Origin of the sequence: Kitasatospora sp. NPDC057595, assembly GCF_042800875.1 — a bacterium.
Lineage (GTDB): Bacteria > Actinomycetota > Actinomycetes > Streptomycetales > Streptomycetaceae > Kitasatospora.
Map to the genome: position 1 here is coordinate 25,173 of NZ_JBHVGL010000020.1, position 16,843 is coordinate 42,015.

15 protein-coding genes are annotated in these 16,843 nt (G+C 73.6%); 9 read left to right on the forward strand and 6 right to left on the reverse strand.

Translation table 11 applies throughout. The annotated features are described in order from the left end of the window. The first annotated feature begins 55 nt into the window (after positions 1–55). From ACFU9E_RS26620 to rny, 6 genes are all read left to right on the forward strand, one after another. Entirely contained in the window at positions 56–604 is a 549-nt protein-coding gene (locus ACFU9E_RS26620) for a GNAT family N-acetyltransferase (protein WP_380685282.1), read from the forward strand. A gap of 43 nt (positions 605–647) precedes the next feature. Beyond that, complete coding sequence (locus tag ACFU9E_RS26625) at positions 648–842, forward strand: DUF3046 domain-containing protein (protein WP_380685280.1); 195 nt, start codon at positions 648–650, stop codon at positions 840–842. 78 nt (positions 843–920) lie between these two features. Beyond that, on the forward strand, positions 921–2,225 hold the full coding sequence (locus tag ACFU9E_RS26630) for an AI-2E family transporter (RefSeq protein WP_380685278.1): 1,305 nt from the start codon (positions 921–923) through the stop codon (positions 2,223–2,225). 225 nt (positions 2,226–2,450) lie between these two features. Then, positions 2,451–3,566: a recombinase RecA gene (gene recA, locus ACFU9E_RS26635; RefSeq protein WP_380685276.1), complete on the forward strand. Its 1,116-nt coding sequence runs from the start codon at positions 2,451–2,453 to the stop codon at positions 3,564–3,566. A 4-nt stretch (positions 3,567–3,570) separates the two neighbouring features. Further along, complete coding sequence (gene recX, locus ACFU9E_RS26640; protein WP_380715406.1) at positions 3,571–4,572, forward strand: recombination regulator RecX; 1,002 nt, start codon at positions 3,571–3,573, stop codon at positions 4,570–4,572. Between the two features lie 220 nt (positions 4,573–4,792). Next, entirely contained in the window at positions 4,793–6,244 is a 1,452-nt protein-coding gene (gene rny / locus ACFU9E_RS26645; protein ID WP_380689944.1) for a ribonuclease Y, read from the forward strand. Positions 6,245–6,290: 46 nt separating this feature from the next. On the opposite strand, the gene ACFU9E_RS26650 is transcribed toward rny, so the two are convergent. The 5 genes from ACFU9E_RS26650 to ACFU9E_RS26670 form a co-directional block, all read right to left on the reverse strand. After that, positions 6,291–8,027, reverse strand: a complete 1,737-nt coding sequence (locus tag ACFU9E_RS26650) for an FAD-dependent monooxygenase (protein ID WP_380715408.1) — start codon at positions 8,025–8,027, stop codon at positions 6,291–6,293. A 134-nt stretch (positions 8,028–8,161) separates the two neighbouring features. Further along, entirely contained in the window at positions 8,162–9,013 is an 852-nt protein-coding gene (locus ACFU9E_RS26655) for an amino acid ABC transporter permease (protein WP_380683105.1), read from the reverse strand. After that, the gene (locus ACFU9E_RS26660) at positions 9,010–9,660 is read right to left on the reverse strand and encodes an amino acid ABC transporter permease (RefSeq protein WP_380683104.1); all 651 of its coding nucleotides are present in this window, start codon (positions 9,658–9,660) and stop codon (positions 9,010–9,012) included. Before ACFU9E_RS26660 ends, ACFU9E_RS26655 begins: the two co-directional genes overlap by 4 nt. Before the next feature lie 59 nt (positions 9,661–9,719). Next, positions 9,720–10,625: a glutamate ABC transporter substrate-binding protein gene (locus ACFU9E_RS26665; protein WP_380683103.1), complete on the reverse strand. Its 906-nt coding sequence runs from the start codon at positions 10,623–10,625 to the stop codon at positions 9,720–9,722. 140 nt (positions 10,626–10,765) lie between these two features. Further along, on the reverse strand, positions 10,766–11,539 hold the full coding sequence (locus ACFU9E_RS26670) for an amino acid ABC transporter ATP-binding protein (RefSeq protein WP_380683102.1): 774 nt from the start codon (positions 11,537–11,539) through the stop codon (positions 10,766–10,768). A gap of 439 nt (positions 11,540–11,978) precedes the next feature. On the opposite strand from ACFU9E_RS26670, the gene ACFU9E_RS26675 reads away from it, so the two are divergent. Together ACFU9E_RS26675 and ACFU9E_RS26680 are read left to right on the forward strand one after the other, a co-directional pair. Next, positions 11,979–12,728, forward strand: a complete 750-nt coding sequence (locus tag ACFU9E_RS26675; protein ID WP_380683100.1) for a response regulator transcription factor — start codon at positions 11,979–11,981, stop codon at positions 12,726–12,728. Between the two features lie 6 nt (positions 12,729–12,734). After that, complete coding sequence (locus ACFU9E_RS26680) at positions 12,735–14,171, forward strand: sensor histidine kinase (RefSeq protein WP_380683099.1); 1,437 nt, start codon at positions 12,735–12,737, stop codon at positions 14,169–14,171. Between the two features lie 10 nt (positions 14,172–14,181). On the opposite strand, the gene ACFU9E_RS26685 is transcribed toward ACFU9E_RS26680, so the two are convergent. Then, the gene (locus ACFU9E_RS26685; RefSeq protein ID WP_380683098.1) at positions 14,182–15,189 is read right to left on the reverse strand and encodes a TAXI family TRAP transporter solute-binding subunit; all 1,008 of its coding nucleotides are present in this window, start codon (positions 15,187–15,189) and stop codon (positions 14,182–14,184) included. Between the two features lie 73 nt (positions 15,190–15,262). Between ACFU9E_RS26685 and miaB the strand changes: the two genes are divergently transcribed. Further along, positions 15,263–16,765: a tRNA (N6-isopentenyl adenosine(37)-C2)-methylthiotransferase MiaB gene (gene miaB, locus ACFU9E_RS26690; RefSeq protein ID WP_380683097.1), complete on the forward strand. Its 1,503-nt coding sequence runs from the start codon at positions 15,263–15,265 to the stop codon at positions 16,763–16,765. Positions 16,766–16,843 lie beyond the last annotated feature (78 nt).

Here is a 16,843-nt window from a genome sequence, read left to right on the forward strand (position 1 = left end):
CGGGCGGCCCGGAAAACCGGGTGACGGCCCGGGGCGGACGGGCGACGATCGGGGGATGGACGTCTTCCTCACCACCGAGCGGCTGGTGCTGCGCCGCTTCACCGCCGCCGACGTGGACGCGCTGGTCGAACTGGACTCCGACCCGGAGGTCACCCGCTACCTCACCGGCGGGCGGCCCACCCCGCGGGAGGTGGTCGAGTCCGCACTGCTCCCGCTCTACTTCGAGCACTACCGCCGCCACGGCGACCTCGGCTGGTGGGCCGCCGAGGAACGGGAGGGCGGGGCCTTCCTCGGCTGGTTCGAGTTCCGGCCGCTGGACGGCCGCACCGAGGTCGAGCTGGGCTACCGGCTGCGCCGCCCGGCCTGGGGGCGGGGCTACGCCACCGAGGGCGCCCGGGCGCTGATCCGCCGGGGCTTCACCGGGCTCGGCGTGGAACGGGTGGTGGCGTACACCATGGCGGTCAACCGCGGCTCGCGGCGGGTGATGGAGAAGGCCGGCCTCTCGTACGTGCGGACCTTCCACGAGGACTACCCGGAGGCGATCCCGGGCAGCGAGCACGGCGAGGTCGAGTACGCCCTGACCGCGGCCGACTGGCACCCGTAGGAGGGTCGGCGGGGCCGCCCGGCGGTCCGGGATACTGGTGGGCATGAGGCTGACGGAGTTCTGGCGGCGGATGTACGAGCACTTCGGCGAGGCGTACGCGGAGTCCTTCGCGAGCGACCACGTGATGAGCGAGCTCGGCGGGCGGACGGTCCGCCAGGCGCTGGAGGCGGGCTGGGAGGCCAAGGACGTCTGGCGGGTGGTCTGCGACACCCAGGGCGTCTCCCCGGTGCTCCGCTGACCCGGTCCGGTCCCGGACACCGCCCGCGGTCGGCGTCCGATGCTCGAACACACGTCGGTCATGGGTCAGACTGTGCGGGTGGCAAGCAGTGCAGAACAGCAGAATTCGGACAGGTCGGCGCAGGTCGTCGACGAGGTCGCGGGCCCTACGCCCGCCTCCCCGCCCTCCGGGCCGGCCCCGGCCCGCACCGCGGGGGACGGCCTCTGGGGTTCCGGGATGCCGCGGTGGCTGCCCCGGGCGATGGTGCTGGCGCTGGTCATGGTCGGGCTCTTCCAGCTCGCCGACTGGGCCTTCCACGAGCTGATCGACCTCTTCGTGATGCTGCTGGTCTCCTTCTTCCTGTCGCTGGCGCTGGAGCCGGCGGTGGACCGGATGGCCGCGCGCGGGGTGCGCCGCGGGGTGGGCACCTTCCTGGTCTTCGTCGCGGTGGCGATCGCCGTCGGCGGCTTCCTGACCGCGCTCGGCACCCTGCTGGTCGACCAGGTGGCGAAGATCGCGAGCGACCTCCCGCACCTGCTCGACAACCTGATCACCTGGATCAACAGCACCTTCCACCAGGACCTCTCGCTGGACGAGCTGCAGAAGAAGCTGCTCAAGGACTCCGGCGCGATCGAGAGCTACGCGCAGCAGGCCGCGGACAACGTCTGGGGCGTCTCCTCGACCCTGATCGGCGGACTGTTCCAGGCGTTCACGGTCGGCCTGTTCACCTTCTACTTCACCGCCGACGGCCCCAGGGTGCGGCGGACCGTCTGCTCGATGCTGCCGCCCGCCAAGCAGGCCGAGGTGCTGCGTGCCTGGGAGATCGCGCTGGCCAAGACCGGCGGCTACCTCTACTCCCGGGCCCTGCTCGCGGTCGCGTCGGCGCTCGCGCACTGGGTGATGTTCGCACTGCTGGACCTGCCGTACGCGGCGGCGCAGGCGGTCTGGGTCGGCGTCATGTCGCAGTTCGTGCCGACCATCGGCACCTATCTGGCGGGGGCGCTGCCGGTCCTGGTGGCGCTCACCACCGACCAGCCGATGGACGCGCTGTGGGTGCTGGTCTTCGTGACGGTCTACCAGCAGATCGAGAACTACCTGCTGCACCCGCGGATCACCGCGAAGACGGTCGACGTGCACCCGGCGGTGGCGTTCGGCGCGGTGATCGCGGGCGCGGCGCTGCTGGGCGGGGTCGGCGCGCTGATCGCCATCCCGGCGGCGGCCACCCTGCAGGGCTTCGTCGGCACGTACGTGCGGCGGTACGAGGTGACCGACCCGCGGATCGATCGCGGCGAGCAGCGCCGGCAGCGGCGGGAGCTGCGCCGGGAGGCGGCGCGCAGGCTGCGCCGGATGGTCGGCGCGGACTCCCGGGACTCCGGCGACGCCGGGGGGACGGAGCGGCGATAGGGCTCGAACGGGCTCGAACGGATCCGGAGCGCGGGCCGGAACGGGGCCCGGAGCCGGGGCCGGACCGACGGCTCGAACGGCCCCGGCTTGATTCGAACACTTGTTCTTTGTACTCTCCGGCGCAGAGTTCTCCCCAGGCTGAGCCCGGTCGGAGCCGATTGTCGGTGGGACGCGCTAGCGTCGAGGACGATGAAGCGCACAGCACAGAACCCGAGGGTGGAAGCCATGGCAGGTACGGACCGCGAGAAGGCCCTTGAGACGGCGCTCGCCCAGATCGAGCGGCAGTTCGGCAAGGGCTCGGTGATGCGCCTCGGCGAGAAGGCCAACGAGCCCGTCGAGGTGATCTCCACCGGGTCCACCGCCCTGGACGTCGCCCTCGGGGTCGGCGGCATCCCGCGCGGCCGAGTGATCGAGATCTACGGCCCCGAGTCCTCCGGAAAGACCACGCTGACCCTGCACCTGGCGGCCAACGCCCAGAAGGCCGGCGGCACGGTCGCCTTCGTCGACGCGGAGCACGCGCTCGACCCGGAGTACGCCAAGAAGCTCGGCGTGGACACCGACGCCCTGCTGGTCAGCCAGCCGGACACCGGTGAGCAGGCCCTGGAGATCACCGACATGCTGATCCGCTCCGGCGCGATCGACCTGGTGATCATCGACTCCGTGGCGGCGCTGGTCCCGCGCGCGGAGATCGAGGGTGAGATGGGCGACTCGCACGTCGGTCTGCAGGCCCGTCTGATGAGCCAGGCGCTGCGGAAGATCGCCGGTGCGCTGAACCAGTCGAACACCACCGCGATCTTCATCAACCAGCTGCGCGAGAAGATCGGCGTGATGTTCGGCTCGCCGGAGACCACGACCGGTGGCCGGGCGCTGAAGTTCTACGCCTCGGTGCGTCTGGACATCCGCCGGATCGAGACCCTGAAGGACGGCACCGAGGCGGTCGGCAACCGCACCCGCGTCAAGGTCGTCAAGAACAAGGTCGCCGCGCCGTTCAAGCAGGCCGAGTTCGACATCCTCTACGGCGTGGGCATCAGCCGCGAGGGCGGCCTGATCGACATGGGCGTCGAGCACGGCTTCATCCGCAAGTCGGGCGCCTGGTACACCTACGAGGGCGACCAGCTCGGCCAGGGCAAGGAGAACGCCCGCAACTTCCTGCGGGACAACCCGCAGCTGGCCGACGAGATCGAGCGCAAGATCAAGGGCAAGCTGGGCATCGGCCCGAAGGTCGAGGAGCCGGCCGGGACCGAGGCGGCGGGTGCCGCCGAGGGCGCGGCCAAGCCGATCACCGCGACCGCCGCCAAGACGGCCGCGGCGAAGAAGACGGCGGCGGCCGCCAAGGCCTGAGCCGTTGACGCAGCACAGTGGGCCGACCGGCCCGGAGGACGACGACTACGGGCCGCCGGACTGGTTCGCGGCCGTGGCCGAACCGGAACCCGCTCCGGAGCCCGCGCCCGAGCGCGCGGCGGGGCGCGTCCGGTCCGCGCGGCGGCCTGCGGGGCGCCCGGCGGACGCCGGCGAGCTCGGGCTCGTCTCCGCCTCCGAGCTGCCGGCCGGACGGCGTCGGCGCCGCTCGGCGCTGGTCGCGGAGCAGCCCCCCGGCCGGTCGGCCGGTGAGGGCGAGGGGGCCGACGGGGGCGACGGAGCGGGGGCGGCCGGTCACGGGGGTGCGGCCGCCCCCGCCCCGGCGTTCCCCGCGGAACGGCCGAGGCGGCGCTCCGGCCGTACCCGGCGAGCCGGGACCGGGGAGGGCGCCGGAGGCGGCGACGACGGCGGTGCGGGCGCGGACGAGCGGTCCGGCGGAGGGGCACGGCGCGGCCGGGCCGAGGAGCCGGCCGATCCCGAGTCCCGGGCCCGGGACATCTGCCTGCGGCTGCTCACCGGCGCCGCCAAGACGCGCAAGCAGCTCGCCGACGCCCTGCGCAAGCGGGAGATCCCGGACGAGGTCGCCGAGGAGGTGCTGACCCGGCTGGAGGAGGTCGGGCTGATCGACGACGCGGCCTTCGCCCGGGCCTGGGTGGAGTCCCGGCACAGCGTGCGCGGCCTGTCCCGGCGAGCGCTGGCCCAGGAGCTGCGGACCAAGGGGGTCACCGGCGAGCTCGCCGAGCAGGCCCTCGCCCAGCTCGACCCGGACGACGAGACCGAGGCGGCCCGCGCCCTGGTCGAGCGCCGGCTGCGGACCACCCGGGGCCTGGAGCGACAGACCCGCACCCGCCGGCTGGTCGGCATGCTCGCCCGGCGCGGCTACTCCGAAGGGCTGGCCTTCCGGGTCGTCCGGGAGGCGCTGGACGAGGAGGAGAGCGGCGCCGGGGAGTGGGACGGGGCGTACGGGGACACGGCGTACGAGGACTGAGGCCCGGGCCACCCGGGGTTACCCGAGGGTTGGTCAACTGCCTGGCCAGTCTTGACCGTTTCGTAACCCGCGCCTAGCCTCGCACTCAGTGCGGGAGCACGTCGATCATCCCTCGGCCACCCCCGGCCGCGCTCCCGGCCGCGCCCGCGACCGGGTGGTTCCGGGCCGGTCGCGCGACGGTCCCGGGCGGCGTGCCGCGGCGGGACGGGGAGTGGGCAGCATGAGGACCGCGGTGAGCGCCGGATCGGCCGCCTCCCTGCTGGCGGTGGCCGTGCTGGCGGCCCTGGTGACGGCCTGGCTGCTGGCCCGGCGGTTCCGCGGCGCGCAGCGCCGGGCCGCCGCCGAGACCGAGCGGGCACGGCGGCAGGCCGAGCGGCAGGCGGACCGGCTGCGCGCCGAACTCGACCGGCGCGAGGAGTGGTTGGCCGGGGAGCTGGACCGGCTGCGGGCCCGCGAGGGCGAACTGGCCGAGCGGACGGCCGAGGTGAAGCGTTCCAGGGTCGAGGCGGAGGAGCTGGTCCGGCACCGGGCGGCCGAGTTGGAACGGACCGCCGGGCTCTCCGCGGCGCAGGCCCGCGCCGAAGTCGTCCGCGAGGCCGAGGCGCAGGCCCGCCGGGAGGCGGCGGTCACCGTCCGGGAGATCGAGCGCGCCGCCCGCGAGGAGGGTGAGCAGCGGGCCCGGGGCATCGTGGCCGGGGCGATCCAGCGCCTGGCGGCCGAGCAGACCGCCGAGACCGCGGTGTCGGTGTTCCGGCTGCCCACCGAGGAGATGAAGGGCCGGGTGATCGGGCGCGAGGGCCGCAACATCAAGACCTTCGAGGCCGTCACCGGCGTCAATCTGATCATCGATGACACCCCGGCGGTGGTGCAGCTCTCCTGCTTCGACCCGGTCCGCCGGGAGACCGCCCGGCTCACCCTGGAACAGCTGGTCGAGGACGGCCGGATCCACCCGCTGCGGATCGAGCACGTCCACGCCCGCAGCCGCGAAGAGGTCGAACGCCGCTGCGTGCGGGCCGGCGAGGACGCGCTGCTCGCCGTCCGGGTCGGCGGCATGCACCCGGAGCTGGTCCGCACCCTGGGCACCCTGCGCTACCGGGCCTCCTACGGACAGAACGTGCTCGGGCACCTGGTGGAGTCGGCGCACCTGGCCGGGATGATGGCCGCCGAGCTCGGGGTGGACCCGGAGCCGGTGCGGCGCGCGGCGCTGCTGCACGACATCGGCAAGGCGCTGACCCACGAGGTCGAGGGCAGCCACGCGGCGGTCGGCGCGGACTTCGCCCGGCGGCACGACGAGTCGGCGGACGTGGTGCACGCGATCGCCGCGCACCACGGCGAGGTGGAGCCGCGGACCGTGGAGGCGGTGCTGGTGCAGGCCGCCGACGCCTGCTCGGGCGGCCGGCCGGGCGCGCGCAAGGAGTCGCTGGAGGCGTACGTGCGCAGGCTGGAGCGGCTGGAGGAGATCGCCCGGGCGCACGACGGCGTGGCCGACGTCTACGCGATGCAGGCCGGCCGGGAGGTCCGGGTGATGGTCCGCCCGGAGGTGGTGGACGACCTCGGGGCGCAGGTGATCGCCCGCGAGGTCGCCAAGCAGGTCGCCGAGGAGCTGACCTATCCGGGCCAGATCCGGGTCACGGTGGTCCGGGAGAGCCGGGTCACCGAGGTGGCCCGCTAAGCGGCTCCGCCCCGGCGGCGCATCCGTCCCTGCGACGCTCCGGTCCCTACGGAGCGTCGGCGCCCTGGGCGTCCGCCGGCCGGCCCGCCGACCGGGCGGCCGGGGGCTCCGGCTCGGGCCCGCCGGTCAGCGAGGCCGGTCCGCCGCGGGCCCGGTCGGCCAGCGCCTGGAGGTCCTCGGCGTCCGCGCCCTGGGTCACGCCGACCAGGTGGCCGTCGGGCCGGATCAGCAGCACGGTGTGCGGGCCGGCGCCGGGGTAGGCCTCGGTGACCAGGACCTCGGCCGGAACCGGCAGCGCGGCCGCGACCTCGGCCAGCCGGGGCATCAGCCCCGCGCCCAGCCAGTGCTCCGCGGACCAGACGGCGGTGCCGGGTGCGACCAGCAGCAGCAGGAAGCCCGCGCCGAGCCGGGCGTGCAGCTGGTCCGGGGTGCCGTCGGTGGCCAGCACCGGCAGGTCCGGGACGAGCACGCCGGGCGCGGTGGCGGGCAGCAGTTCGCTGAGCGAGGTGGCGCTGCGCGTCCCGCGCTGGACCGGCACCCGCCCGGGCCCGCCGGAGGGGGCGGCCGGGTACGCCGGGGCGCCGCCGAACCGTCCGGTGCCGAGGTGGCCGTCGGCGAGCAGCGGCGCGTGCTTGCGGAAGGAGCCGGTGAACAGCGAGCGCCGGGTCTGCGCCCAGCCGCGCAGCGGGCGCAGCAGCGGCATGGACTGGTCGACGGCGCGCAGCCGGGCGCCCACCGCGCCGCGCCGCTCGGCCTCGTAGCCGTCGAGCAGGGAGCCGCCGGGCTGCGGGCCGCCGGAGTGGAAGTGCCAGGCGAGGGCGAGCCGCCAGGCGAGGTTGTCGGCGTCGCGCAGGCCGTCGGTCAGGTTCTGCATGCCGAGGGCGCCGTGCAGATGGGCGGCGTCGCCGGCCAGGAAGCAGCGGCCGCTGCGGAACCGGGCGGCCAGTCGCTGCTGGGCGGTGTGGTCGGCGGCGGCGAGCAGGTCGAACCGCGGCAGCTCCCCGCACCAGCCGGTGAGGGTGGCGGTGACCCGGGTGAGCAGGGTGTCGCCGGTGACGATGCCGGGCCAGGTGGCGTGCGGGTCGACCGGCTCGGTGACCGCCGGCCGGCCCGGGGGCAGCCGCCAGTCGAGCCGCCAGACGCCGTGCGGCAGCGGGCGGGCGGTGGCCTCGCGGTCACCGCGCCACGGCGGCTCGCGGTGCAGCCGGGCCTCGGTGAACGGCAGGTCGACCCGGACGGTGGCGACGGCGCTGCGGTCGACGGCGGGCCGGCCGGGGAAACGGATCTTCAGCAGTTTGCGGACCGCCGAGCGGGCGCCGTCGCAGCCGACCAGGTGGCTGCCGCGCCACCGGGTCTCGGTGCCGTCCTTGGGGTTGCGGGTGAGCACGCTGACGCCGTCGCGGTCCTGGTCGAGCCCGGTGACCCGGCTGAGCGGCACCAGCCTGACCAGCGGGGTGCCGCTGAGGGCGTCCTGCAGTCCGCGCTGCAGCCGGTGCTGGGGCAGGTGCAGGACGGGCGCGTCGGCGAGGTCGATCCGGAGCACCTCCTGGCGGCGGCGCCAGACGGTGAAGGCGTCCCAGCGGGCGGCGTCGGCGACCGCCCGGGGGTAGCCGATCCGGGCCAGGAAGGCGGCGGTGTCGGCGCCGAGGACGACGCTGCGCGGGCTCTCGGGGCAGAGCCCGGAGCCCTCGTCGAGGACGACGGTCGGCACCTCGTGCCGGGCGAGCGCGAGGGCCAGGGCGAGGCCGACCGGCCCGGCCCCGACCACGATCACCGGGTCCATGCCGGTCCCTCCGGGCACGGACGGGTGCCGTGGATCTCGGAGCCCGGGTCGGCTCTCAGGCTGCCGTCATATGCCGCGTGCTTGCTCCCGGGTGGTGTCACGAACAGCAATGCAACAGTTCACCTGCGTGTCCGTCAAGCAGCAGGTGAAGTGCGCCGGTTCGCGCCGCCTCGTCCACGTGCCTCGATCCACCGGGCGAGCGCGGTGAGCAGCAGGCACATCGCGATGTACAGGGGACCGATCACCAGGACGACGGGGATGTAGGGGAAGCCCGCGGCGTTCAGCGGCTGGCTGGCGATGGCCTTACCGACGAAGAGCAGCTCGTGGTAGGTGATGACGAAGCCGAGCGAGGTGTCCTTGAGCGTCACGACCAGCTGGCCGATCATCGAGGGCAGCATCGAGCGGACCGCCTGCGGGACCAGGATGGTGGTCATCACCTGGGTCTTGCGCAGGCCGAGCGCGTACGCCGCCTCGCCCTGGCCGCGCGGGACCGCGTTGACGCCGCTGCGGATGATCTCCGCCTGGACCGAGCCGTTGTAGAGGGTGAGGCCGAGGACCAGCGCCCACATCGGCTGCTTGGCGAAGAACGCGTAGTAGAGGGCGACGATCAGGATCAGCAGCGGCATCGCCCGGAAGAACTGGACGAAGGAGACCGCCGCCCAGCGCACCGGCCGGTGGTCGGAGAGCTGACCGGCCGCCAGCAGCGCGCCGAGGGCGAGCGAGAGGACGGCCGCCAGTCCGAAGGCCTGGAGGGTGGAGACCAGGCCGTCGACGATCCGCTGCTGGATGGCCGTGTACTGGAAGGCGTCCCAGAGCTCGGCGTCGAACTGGCCGTTGTCGCCGAGCGTGCTGAAGACGTACCAGAGCAGCCCGGCGATCCCGAGCAGCGACAGCACGCCGAGGATCCGGTAGCGGGCGCGGGCCCGCGGGCCGGGGGCGTCGTAGAGGACGCCGGCCGTGGTCGAGCGGGTGAACAGCGAACTCATCGGGCCACCGCCAGTCGGTCTTCCAGGAAGCGGAACAGCAGGGCGACGGTCGCGCTGATCACCAGATAGGCGCAGGCCACCCAGAAGAAGATCGCGAAGATCGAGTAACCGCGCTCGGAGAAGGTCTGCTGAGCGCTGTACAGCTCGCTGACGCTGAACGCGCCGGCGATCGCCGAGTTCCTCGGCAGGGCGATGAAGACGCTGCTCATCGGCGCCAGCACGGTCCGGGCCGCCTGCGGCAGGACGACCTGGGTGAGGGTCTGGCCGAAGGTCATGCCGAGGCTGCGGGCGGCCTCCGCCTGACCGAGCGGCACCGTGTTGATGCCGGAGCGCAGCACCTCGCAGACGAACGCCGCGGTGTAGCTTCCGAGCGCCAGCACCGCGAAGACGAGGTGGCTGAAGTGCACGCCGAGCGGGGGCAGGCCGAAGGTCACGGCGAAGAACAGCACGGTCAGCGGGGTGTTGCGGAAGAGCGTGACCCAGCCGGTGCCGAAGGCGCGCAGGACCGGGATCGGGGAGACCCGGAAGGCCGCCAGCAGGGTGCCCAGCAGCAGGGCGAGCAGCGCGCTGAGCGCGCTCAGCTCGATCGTCTGCAGGAAGCCGTCGCGGAACAGCGCGAAGTTGCCGTCCTCGAACAGGAAGCCCATCCGGCGGCCCTCCTCTCAGGGGTTGGTCTCGGGGGTCCGTCGACCCGGGAGCGGGCGGATCAGTAGCGGTCGAGGGCCGGCGGCTGCGGCGCGGTGGAGCCGGAGAGGCCGAGGGTGGCGTCGTAGGCCTTCTTCCAGTCGCCGTTGTCCTGGTGGGCCTTGAGCGCGTCGTTGATCGCGTCACGCAGCGCCTTGTCGTCCTTGTTCAGGCCGACGCCGTAGTTCTCCTTGGTGAAGGGCTGGCCGACGACCTTGAGCTTGGGCGCGTACTTGGAGGCGTAGCCCTTGAGGATGGCGTCGTCGGTGGTGACCGCGTCGACCTCGCCCGAGGTCAGCTTCTCGACGCAGGCCGAGTAGGTGTCGAACTGGGTGATCTTCGGCGAGTACTTCTCGATGTTCTTGATCGAGGTCGAGCCGGTGGCGGTGCAGACGTTCTTGCCGTTGAGCGAGTCCGGGCCGGTGATCGCGGTGTTGTCGGCCTTGACCAGCAGGTCCTGGCCGGCGACGTAGTACGGGCCGGCGAAGGAGACGGTCTTCTTGCGCTCGTCGTTGATGCTGTAGGTGCCGACGTAGAAGTCGATCTGGCCCTTGGAGATGGCCGGCTCGCGCTGCGAGGAGACCAGGGTCTGCCACTTGATCTGCTGCGGGGTGAAGCCGAGGTCGGCGGCGACCATCTTGGCGATCTCGATGTCGAAGCCGCTGCGGTCGTTGCTGGCGAGGTCCTCCCAGCCGAGGAACGGCTGGTCGGCCTTGGCGCCGATGATCAGCTGGCCGCGCTTCTTGGCCTCGGCCAGGACCGGCGAGTCCACCTTGACGTCGGTCTTCACGGTGTAGGTCGGCAGCGCCGGGGCGGCGGTGCCACCGGACGAGGCACTGCCGCCGGGCGTGCCGTCCTTGCCGCAGGCGGCGGTGGCGGTGAGCGCGACGGCACAGAGCGCGACGGCGAAGGTGCGACGGGTCCTCATGAGGGTCTCCTCGGGCTGGGCCACGGGTCAACCGGGCTGCGGCGAAGGCTGTGGTGAAGGCAGGGGGAACGGACGGGCGGACGGGCACACGGGTGTACGGCGGCGCCCTTGCCGCCGCGGCCGGGGACCGGCCCGGGGGATCAGTGGTGCAGGATCTTGGAGAGGAAGTCCTTGGCGCGGTCGGAGCGCGGCGCGGTGAAGAAGGCCTCCGGGGTGTTCTGCTCGACGATCCGGCCGTCGGCCATGAACAGCACCCGGTTGGCGGCGGAGCGGGCGAAGCCCATCTCGTGGGTGACGACCACCATCGTCATGCCGTCGGCGGCCAGCCGGCGCATGACCTCCAGCACCTCGTTGATCATCTCGGGGTCGAGCGCCGAGGTGGGCTCGTCGAAGAGCATCACCTTCGGGTTCATCGCCAGCGCCCGGGCGATCGCCACGCGCTGCTGCTGGCCGCCGGACAGCTGGGCGGGGTACTTCGCGGCCTGGGCGCCGACACCGACCCGGTCCAGGAGTTCCTTGGCGGTCGCCACCGCCTTGTCCTTGGCGATGCCGCGGACCTTCACCTGGCCGAGGACCACGTTCTCCAGCACGGTCTTGTGCGCGAAGAGGTTGAAGCTCTGGAACACCATGCCGACCTCGGCCCGCAGCCGGGCCAGCTCCCGGCCCTCGGCGGGCAGCGGGCGGCCGTCGATGGTGATCGTTCCGGAGTCGACGGTCTCCAGCCGGTTGATCGTCCGGCACAGCGTGGACTTGCCGGAGCCGGACGGGCCGATCAGGACGACCACCTCGCCCTGGTGGATCTCCAGGTCGATGTCCTGGAGCACGTGCAGCGCACCGAAGTGCTTGTTCACGTTGCGCAGGACGACCAGCGGAGCGGCGTCGGCGTGGGAGTCCTTGTCGAGGCTCGTGGTCATCGCGCCGGCTCCCTCTGGTCGGCCCCCCGGGAGTGAACTCCCTTGGGTGGCAATGGTGATAGGAATCCGGGGGCCGCGACCGGCGGAGTCGCGGCCCTCGGTGGGGCGACCATAGGAGGCCTGACGATGCCACGTCAGCCGATCTGAGCGGAACTTGAGGATCACGATCCGGCCACACGATCGGCGGGTGCTGTTCACCGAGGGCCGATCCGGGCACAGTGGCAGCGTCCGCGGCCGCGGCGGGCCTCGTCGCGGAACCCCGGCTGGGTACCGGCACGGGCCGGAGCCCCCGCCCCCGTCCCCGGCCGAGCCTGGCGTCCGGGCCGTCCCTGGCCCATACTGCGCAGAACCGGGGCCTGCCCGGCAGGGGGAGCCGGCGCGACCGCGGGACGGCCGCGCGAGAGACCCCCGGAGCACCGTCCGGGAGAGGAGGAGACAGATGCGACTGCTGCTCGTCGAGGACGACGAACGCGTGGCCGCCGCGCTGGTCGCGGTCCTGGGCCGGCACGGATTCCAGGTCCGGCACGCGCGCAGCGGCCACGAGGCGCTGGACGCCCTGGTGCCGGACGGCAACGACCCCTACCGGGTGGTGCTGCTCGACCTCGGCCTGCCCGACCGGGACGGCTTCGAGGTCTGCAGCCGGATCCGGGCCGGCAGCGGCGTGCCGGTGATCATGGTGACCGCCCGCGCCGACATACGCTCCCGGATCCACGGCCTCAACCTCGGTGCCGACGACTACGTCACCAAGCCCTACGACATGGGCGAGCTGCTCGCCCGGATCCACGCGGTGGCCCGCCGCGGCGCCGCACCCGCAGCCGTCGCCGTGCCCGCGCCGGACGCCGTCCCGCAGCAGCGCGGCCCGCTGGAGTCCCGCGGCATCGTGATCGACCGCGAGCGGCGCCGGGTCAGCGTCGACGGCCGGGACGTGCCGCTCACCCGCAAGGAGTTCGACCTGCTGGCGCTGCTCGCCCAGAGCCCCGGCGTGGTCTACCGCCGCGAGCAGATCTTCAGCGAGGTCTGGCGCAGCGGCTGGGAGGGCAACGGCCGCACCCTGGAGGTGCACATCGGCTCGCTGCGCACCAAGCTCGCCCTGCCCGGCCTGGTCGAGGCCGTCCGGGGCGTCGGCTACCGGCTGATACCCGAGTGCCCCGCCGCCGACACCCCGCCCCCGGCCCGCGCGGAGCGCTGACCGCACGTGCGCACCCGCCTGCTCGGCATCCTGCTCGCCCTGATGCTCTGCGTGCTCGCCGCGTTCGGACTGCCGCTGGCGGCGGCGTTCGCGGCCGCCGAGCAGAGCCGGGTGGTCGTCGACCGGCTCGACGACGCCGCGCGGTTCGCCCAGGACCTGCCGACCTCCGGCCTCTCCGGCCTGGAGTCGGCCCTCAAGGGCGACCCGCAGCCCGCCCCCGGCGAACTCAGCCGGCGGCACGCGCTGGACGCCGAGGTGGCGCGCTACCACGAGCTCTACGGGGTGCGGATCGGCATCTTCCAGCGTGACCGCCTGCCGATCGCGGTGGCCCCGGAGGGCTGGCGGATACCCGCAGTCTGGGGCGAGCAGGCCTTCCAGGAGGCGCTGGACGGACGGCGCAGCCACAATCCGCGGCAGGTCTGGCCGTGGACCCCGGACCGCACGCTCACCGTCGCCACCCCGGTGGTCCGCGACGGCGACGTGGTCGCCGTGGTGCTCAGCGAGTCCCCGACCGGCGCGCTGCGCGGCCGGGTGGTGCGCAAGTGGCTGGTGATCGGGGCCGGGGAGGCCGCCGCGATGATCGTCGCGGTGCTGCTCGCCGCCCGGCTCACCGAGTGGGTGCTGCGCCCGGTCCGCACCCTGGACCGGGCCACCCACGACATCGCCACCGGCCGGATGAACGCCCGGGTGGCGCCCGGCGGCGGGCCGCCCGAGCTGCAGCGGCTCGCCCACTCGTTCAACGAGATGGCCGACCACGTGGTGCTCGCCCTGGACCAGCAGAAGGCCTTCGTCGCCGATGCCTCGCACCAGCTGCGCAATCCGCTGGCCGCGCTGCTGCTGCGGGTCGAGCTGCTGGGCCTGGAACTGCCGGAGGGGCACGAGGAGGAGCTCGGCGGGGTCCGCGAGGAGGGCGCCCGGCTGGCCCGGGTGCTGGACGACCTGCTCGGGCTGGCCACCGCCGAGCACGCCCGCCCCGAACCCGAGCCCACCGACCTGGCCGCGCTCAGCCTGGAGCGGGTGGACGCCTGGCGCCCGCTGGCCGGCCGGCGCGGGATCGAGCTGGCCTGGGAGGGGCCGGCGCTGGCCCTCGGCCTGGCCGACCCGATCGGCTTCGGCAGCGCGCTGGACGCGGTGCTCGACAACGCGCTGAAGTTCGGTCCCGAGGGGAGCCGGGTGCGGGTGCTGGTCGCGGCTCGGCGCGAGGAGGCCGCGGTGACCGTCTCGGACCAGGGCCCCGGCCTCACCGAGGAGGAACTGGCCCGGGCCGGTGACCGCTTCTGGCGCAGCACCCGCCACCAGAACGTGGACGGATCGGGGCTCGGCCTGTCCATCGCCCGCACCCTGCTCCAGGCCGCCGGCGGCTCGCTCACCTTCGGCACCGCCACCCCGTCCGGCCTCGCCGTCACCCTCGCGGTGCCCCGGGCGGACCGCAAGAAGCCGTAGTGGGTGGGCCTCAGGGCTTCACCGAGCGGTAGTAGCGGGCCGCGCCCTCGTGGAGCGGGAGCGGGTCGGTGTAGACGGCCGTGCGCAGGTCGACCAGCTGGGCGGCGTGCACCTGGGCGCCGATCTGGTCGCGGCTGTCGATCACCGCCCGGGTCATGCCCTGGACCAGGTCGTCGTTCACGTCGGCCCGGGTGATCAGCAGGTTGGGCACGGCGAGGGTGGCGACCGCGTCCTGCGGTACGGCGTCGGGGTAGGTGCCCTTCGGCATGGTGGCCGCCCGGTAGGCGTCCGTTCCGCCGCCCTCGACCAGGTGGATCGACTCGGCGAGGTCGCCCAGCGGCACGATCCGGATCCGGACCTGCTCGGACAGCGTGGTGAGCGCGCTGGTCGGCAGTCCGCCGGACCAGAAGAAGGCGTCCAGCCTTCCGGCCCGCAGCTCGTTCGCCGCGTCGCCGATGCCCAGGAACGCCGGCTTGACGTCGTGGTCCGGATCCAGCCCGGCCGCCGCCAGCAGCCTGCGGGTCACCAGGTTCACGCCGGAGAGCGACTGGCCGACGCCCACTCGCAGGCCCTTGAGGTCGGCGGCGCGGAGCACCGGGGAGCCGGCCGGCACGATCAGCTGCAGGTAGTCGTCGTAGAGCCGGGCGATGGCCCGCAGCTTCTCCCGGCCGGGGCCGGTGTACTGGGCCACGGCGTCGGCGGTGGCGATGGCGAAGTCGTCCCGGCCGGTGGTGACCCGGGCCAGGTTGTCGAGCGAGCCCTCGGAGTTGTCCAGCTCCAGCCGCACTCCGGGCATGGTCCCGGCGAGGTGGGGGACCAGCAGCTGCCCGTAGCGGTCGTAGACGCCCTGCTGGACGCCGGTGGCCAGCCTGGTCGTGCCGCGCGGGTAGCGGGCCGAGCCGCCCGCCGACAGCCACCAGCCGCCCAGGCCGGTGAGCACCAGCACCAGGGCCAGCACGATCCGCCAGAGCGGCCGGCGGGCCGCGGCGCGCAGACGGGAGGGAGTGCCGGGAGCCATGGAAGGGATAGTGCCAGGCGCATCGGTGGAACGGGAGGGAAAAGTCGTTCGCGGCTGCCCGTACCCTGGTCGGGTGAGCGGTGACAGCGGATCGAAGAGCTACAAGGTCGTCACGTACGGCTGCCAGATGAACGTCCACGACTCCGAGCGGCTCTCCGGGCTGCTGGAGGACGCGGGGTACGTCAAGGCGGGGCAGGACGGCGACCCCGACCTGGTGGTGTTCAACACCTGCGCGGTGCGGGAGAACGCCGACAACAAGCTGTACGGCAACCTCGGCCAGCTGGCCCCGGTCAAGAGCCGTCACCAGGGCATGCAGATCGCCGTCGGCGGCTGCCTGGCGCAGAAGGACCGCGACACCATCGTCCGCAAGGCGCCCTGGGTCGACGTGGTCTTCGGCACCCACAACATCGGCCACCTGCCGGCCCTGCTGGAGCGCGCCGCGGTCGAGCGCAAGGCCCAGGTCGAGATCCTGGAGTCGCTGGAGACCTTCCCCTCCACGCTGCCCACCCGCCGCGAGTCCGCCTACGCCGCCTGGGTCGCGATCTCGGTCGGCTGCAACAACACCTGCACCTTCTGCATCGTCCCCGCGCTGCGCGGCAAGGAGGAGGACCGCCGCCCGGGCGACGTCCTCGCCGAGATCGAGGCGCTGGTCGACGAGGGCGTCATCGAGGTCACCCTGCTCGGCCAGAACGTCAACGCCTACGGCTCCGACCTGGGCGACCGCGAGGCCTTCTCCAAGCTGCTGCGCGCCGCCGGGCAGGTCGAGGGCCTGGAGCGGATCCGCTTCACCTCGCCGCACCCGCGCGACTTCACCGACGACGTGATCGCCGCGATGGCCGAGACCCCGAGCGTGATGCACCAGCTGCACATGCCGCTGCAGTCCGGCTCCGACCGCGTCCTCAAGGCGATGCGCCGCTCGTACCGGCAGGAGCGTTTCCTCGGCATCATCCGCAAGGTGCGCGAGGCGATGCCCGACGCCGCCATCTCCACCGACATCATCGTGGGCTTCCCGGGCGAGACCGAGGAGGACTTCGAGGAGACCATGAAGGTCGTCCGCGAGGCCCGCTTCACCAACGCCTTCACCTTCCAGTACTCCAAGCGCCCCGGCACCCCGGCCGCCGAGATGGACGAGCAGATCCCGAAGGCGGTCGTCCAGGCCCGCTACGACCGGCTGATCGCCCTCCAGGAGGAGATCTCCTGGGAGGAGAACAAGAAGCAGGTCGGCCGCACCCTGGAGATCCTGGTCGCCGAGGGCGAGGGCAAGAAGGACGACCGGACCGACCGGCTCTCCGGCCGCGCCCCGGACAACCGGCTGGTGCACTTCACCCGGCCCGCCGAGCCGGTCCGCCCGGGCGACATGGTCACGGTGGAGATCACCTACGCCGCCCCGCACCACCTGCTGGCCGAGGGCCCGGCGCTCGCGGTGCGCCGCACCCGGGCGGGCGACGCCTGGGAGAAGCGCCAGGCCAAGCCCGCCGCCAAGCCGGCCGGCGTGATGCTGGGCCTGCCGTCGATCGGCGCCCCGGCGGCGCTCCCGTTGGCCGCCCCGGCCGGCGGCGCCTGTTGCGGGGACTGACCCGCGGCGGGGAGCGACCCGCTCGTCCGTGAACGGCCCGGTGGGACTCCGCAGTCCTGCCGGGCCGTTCCGCGTTCT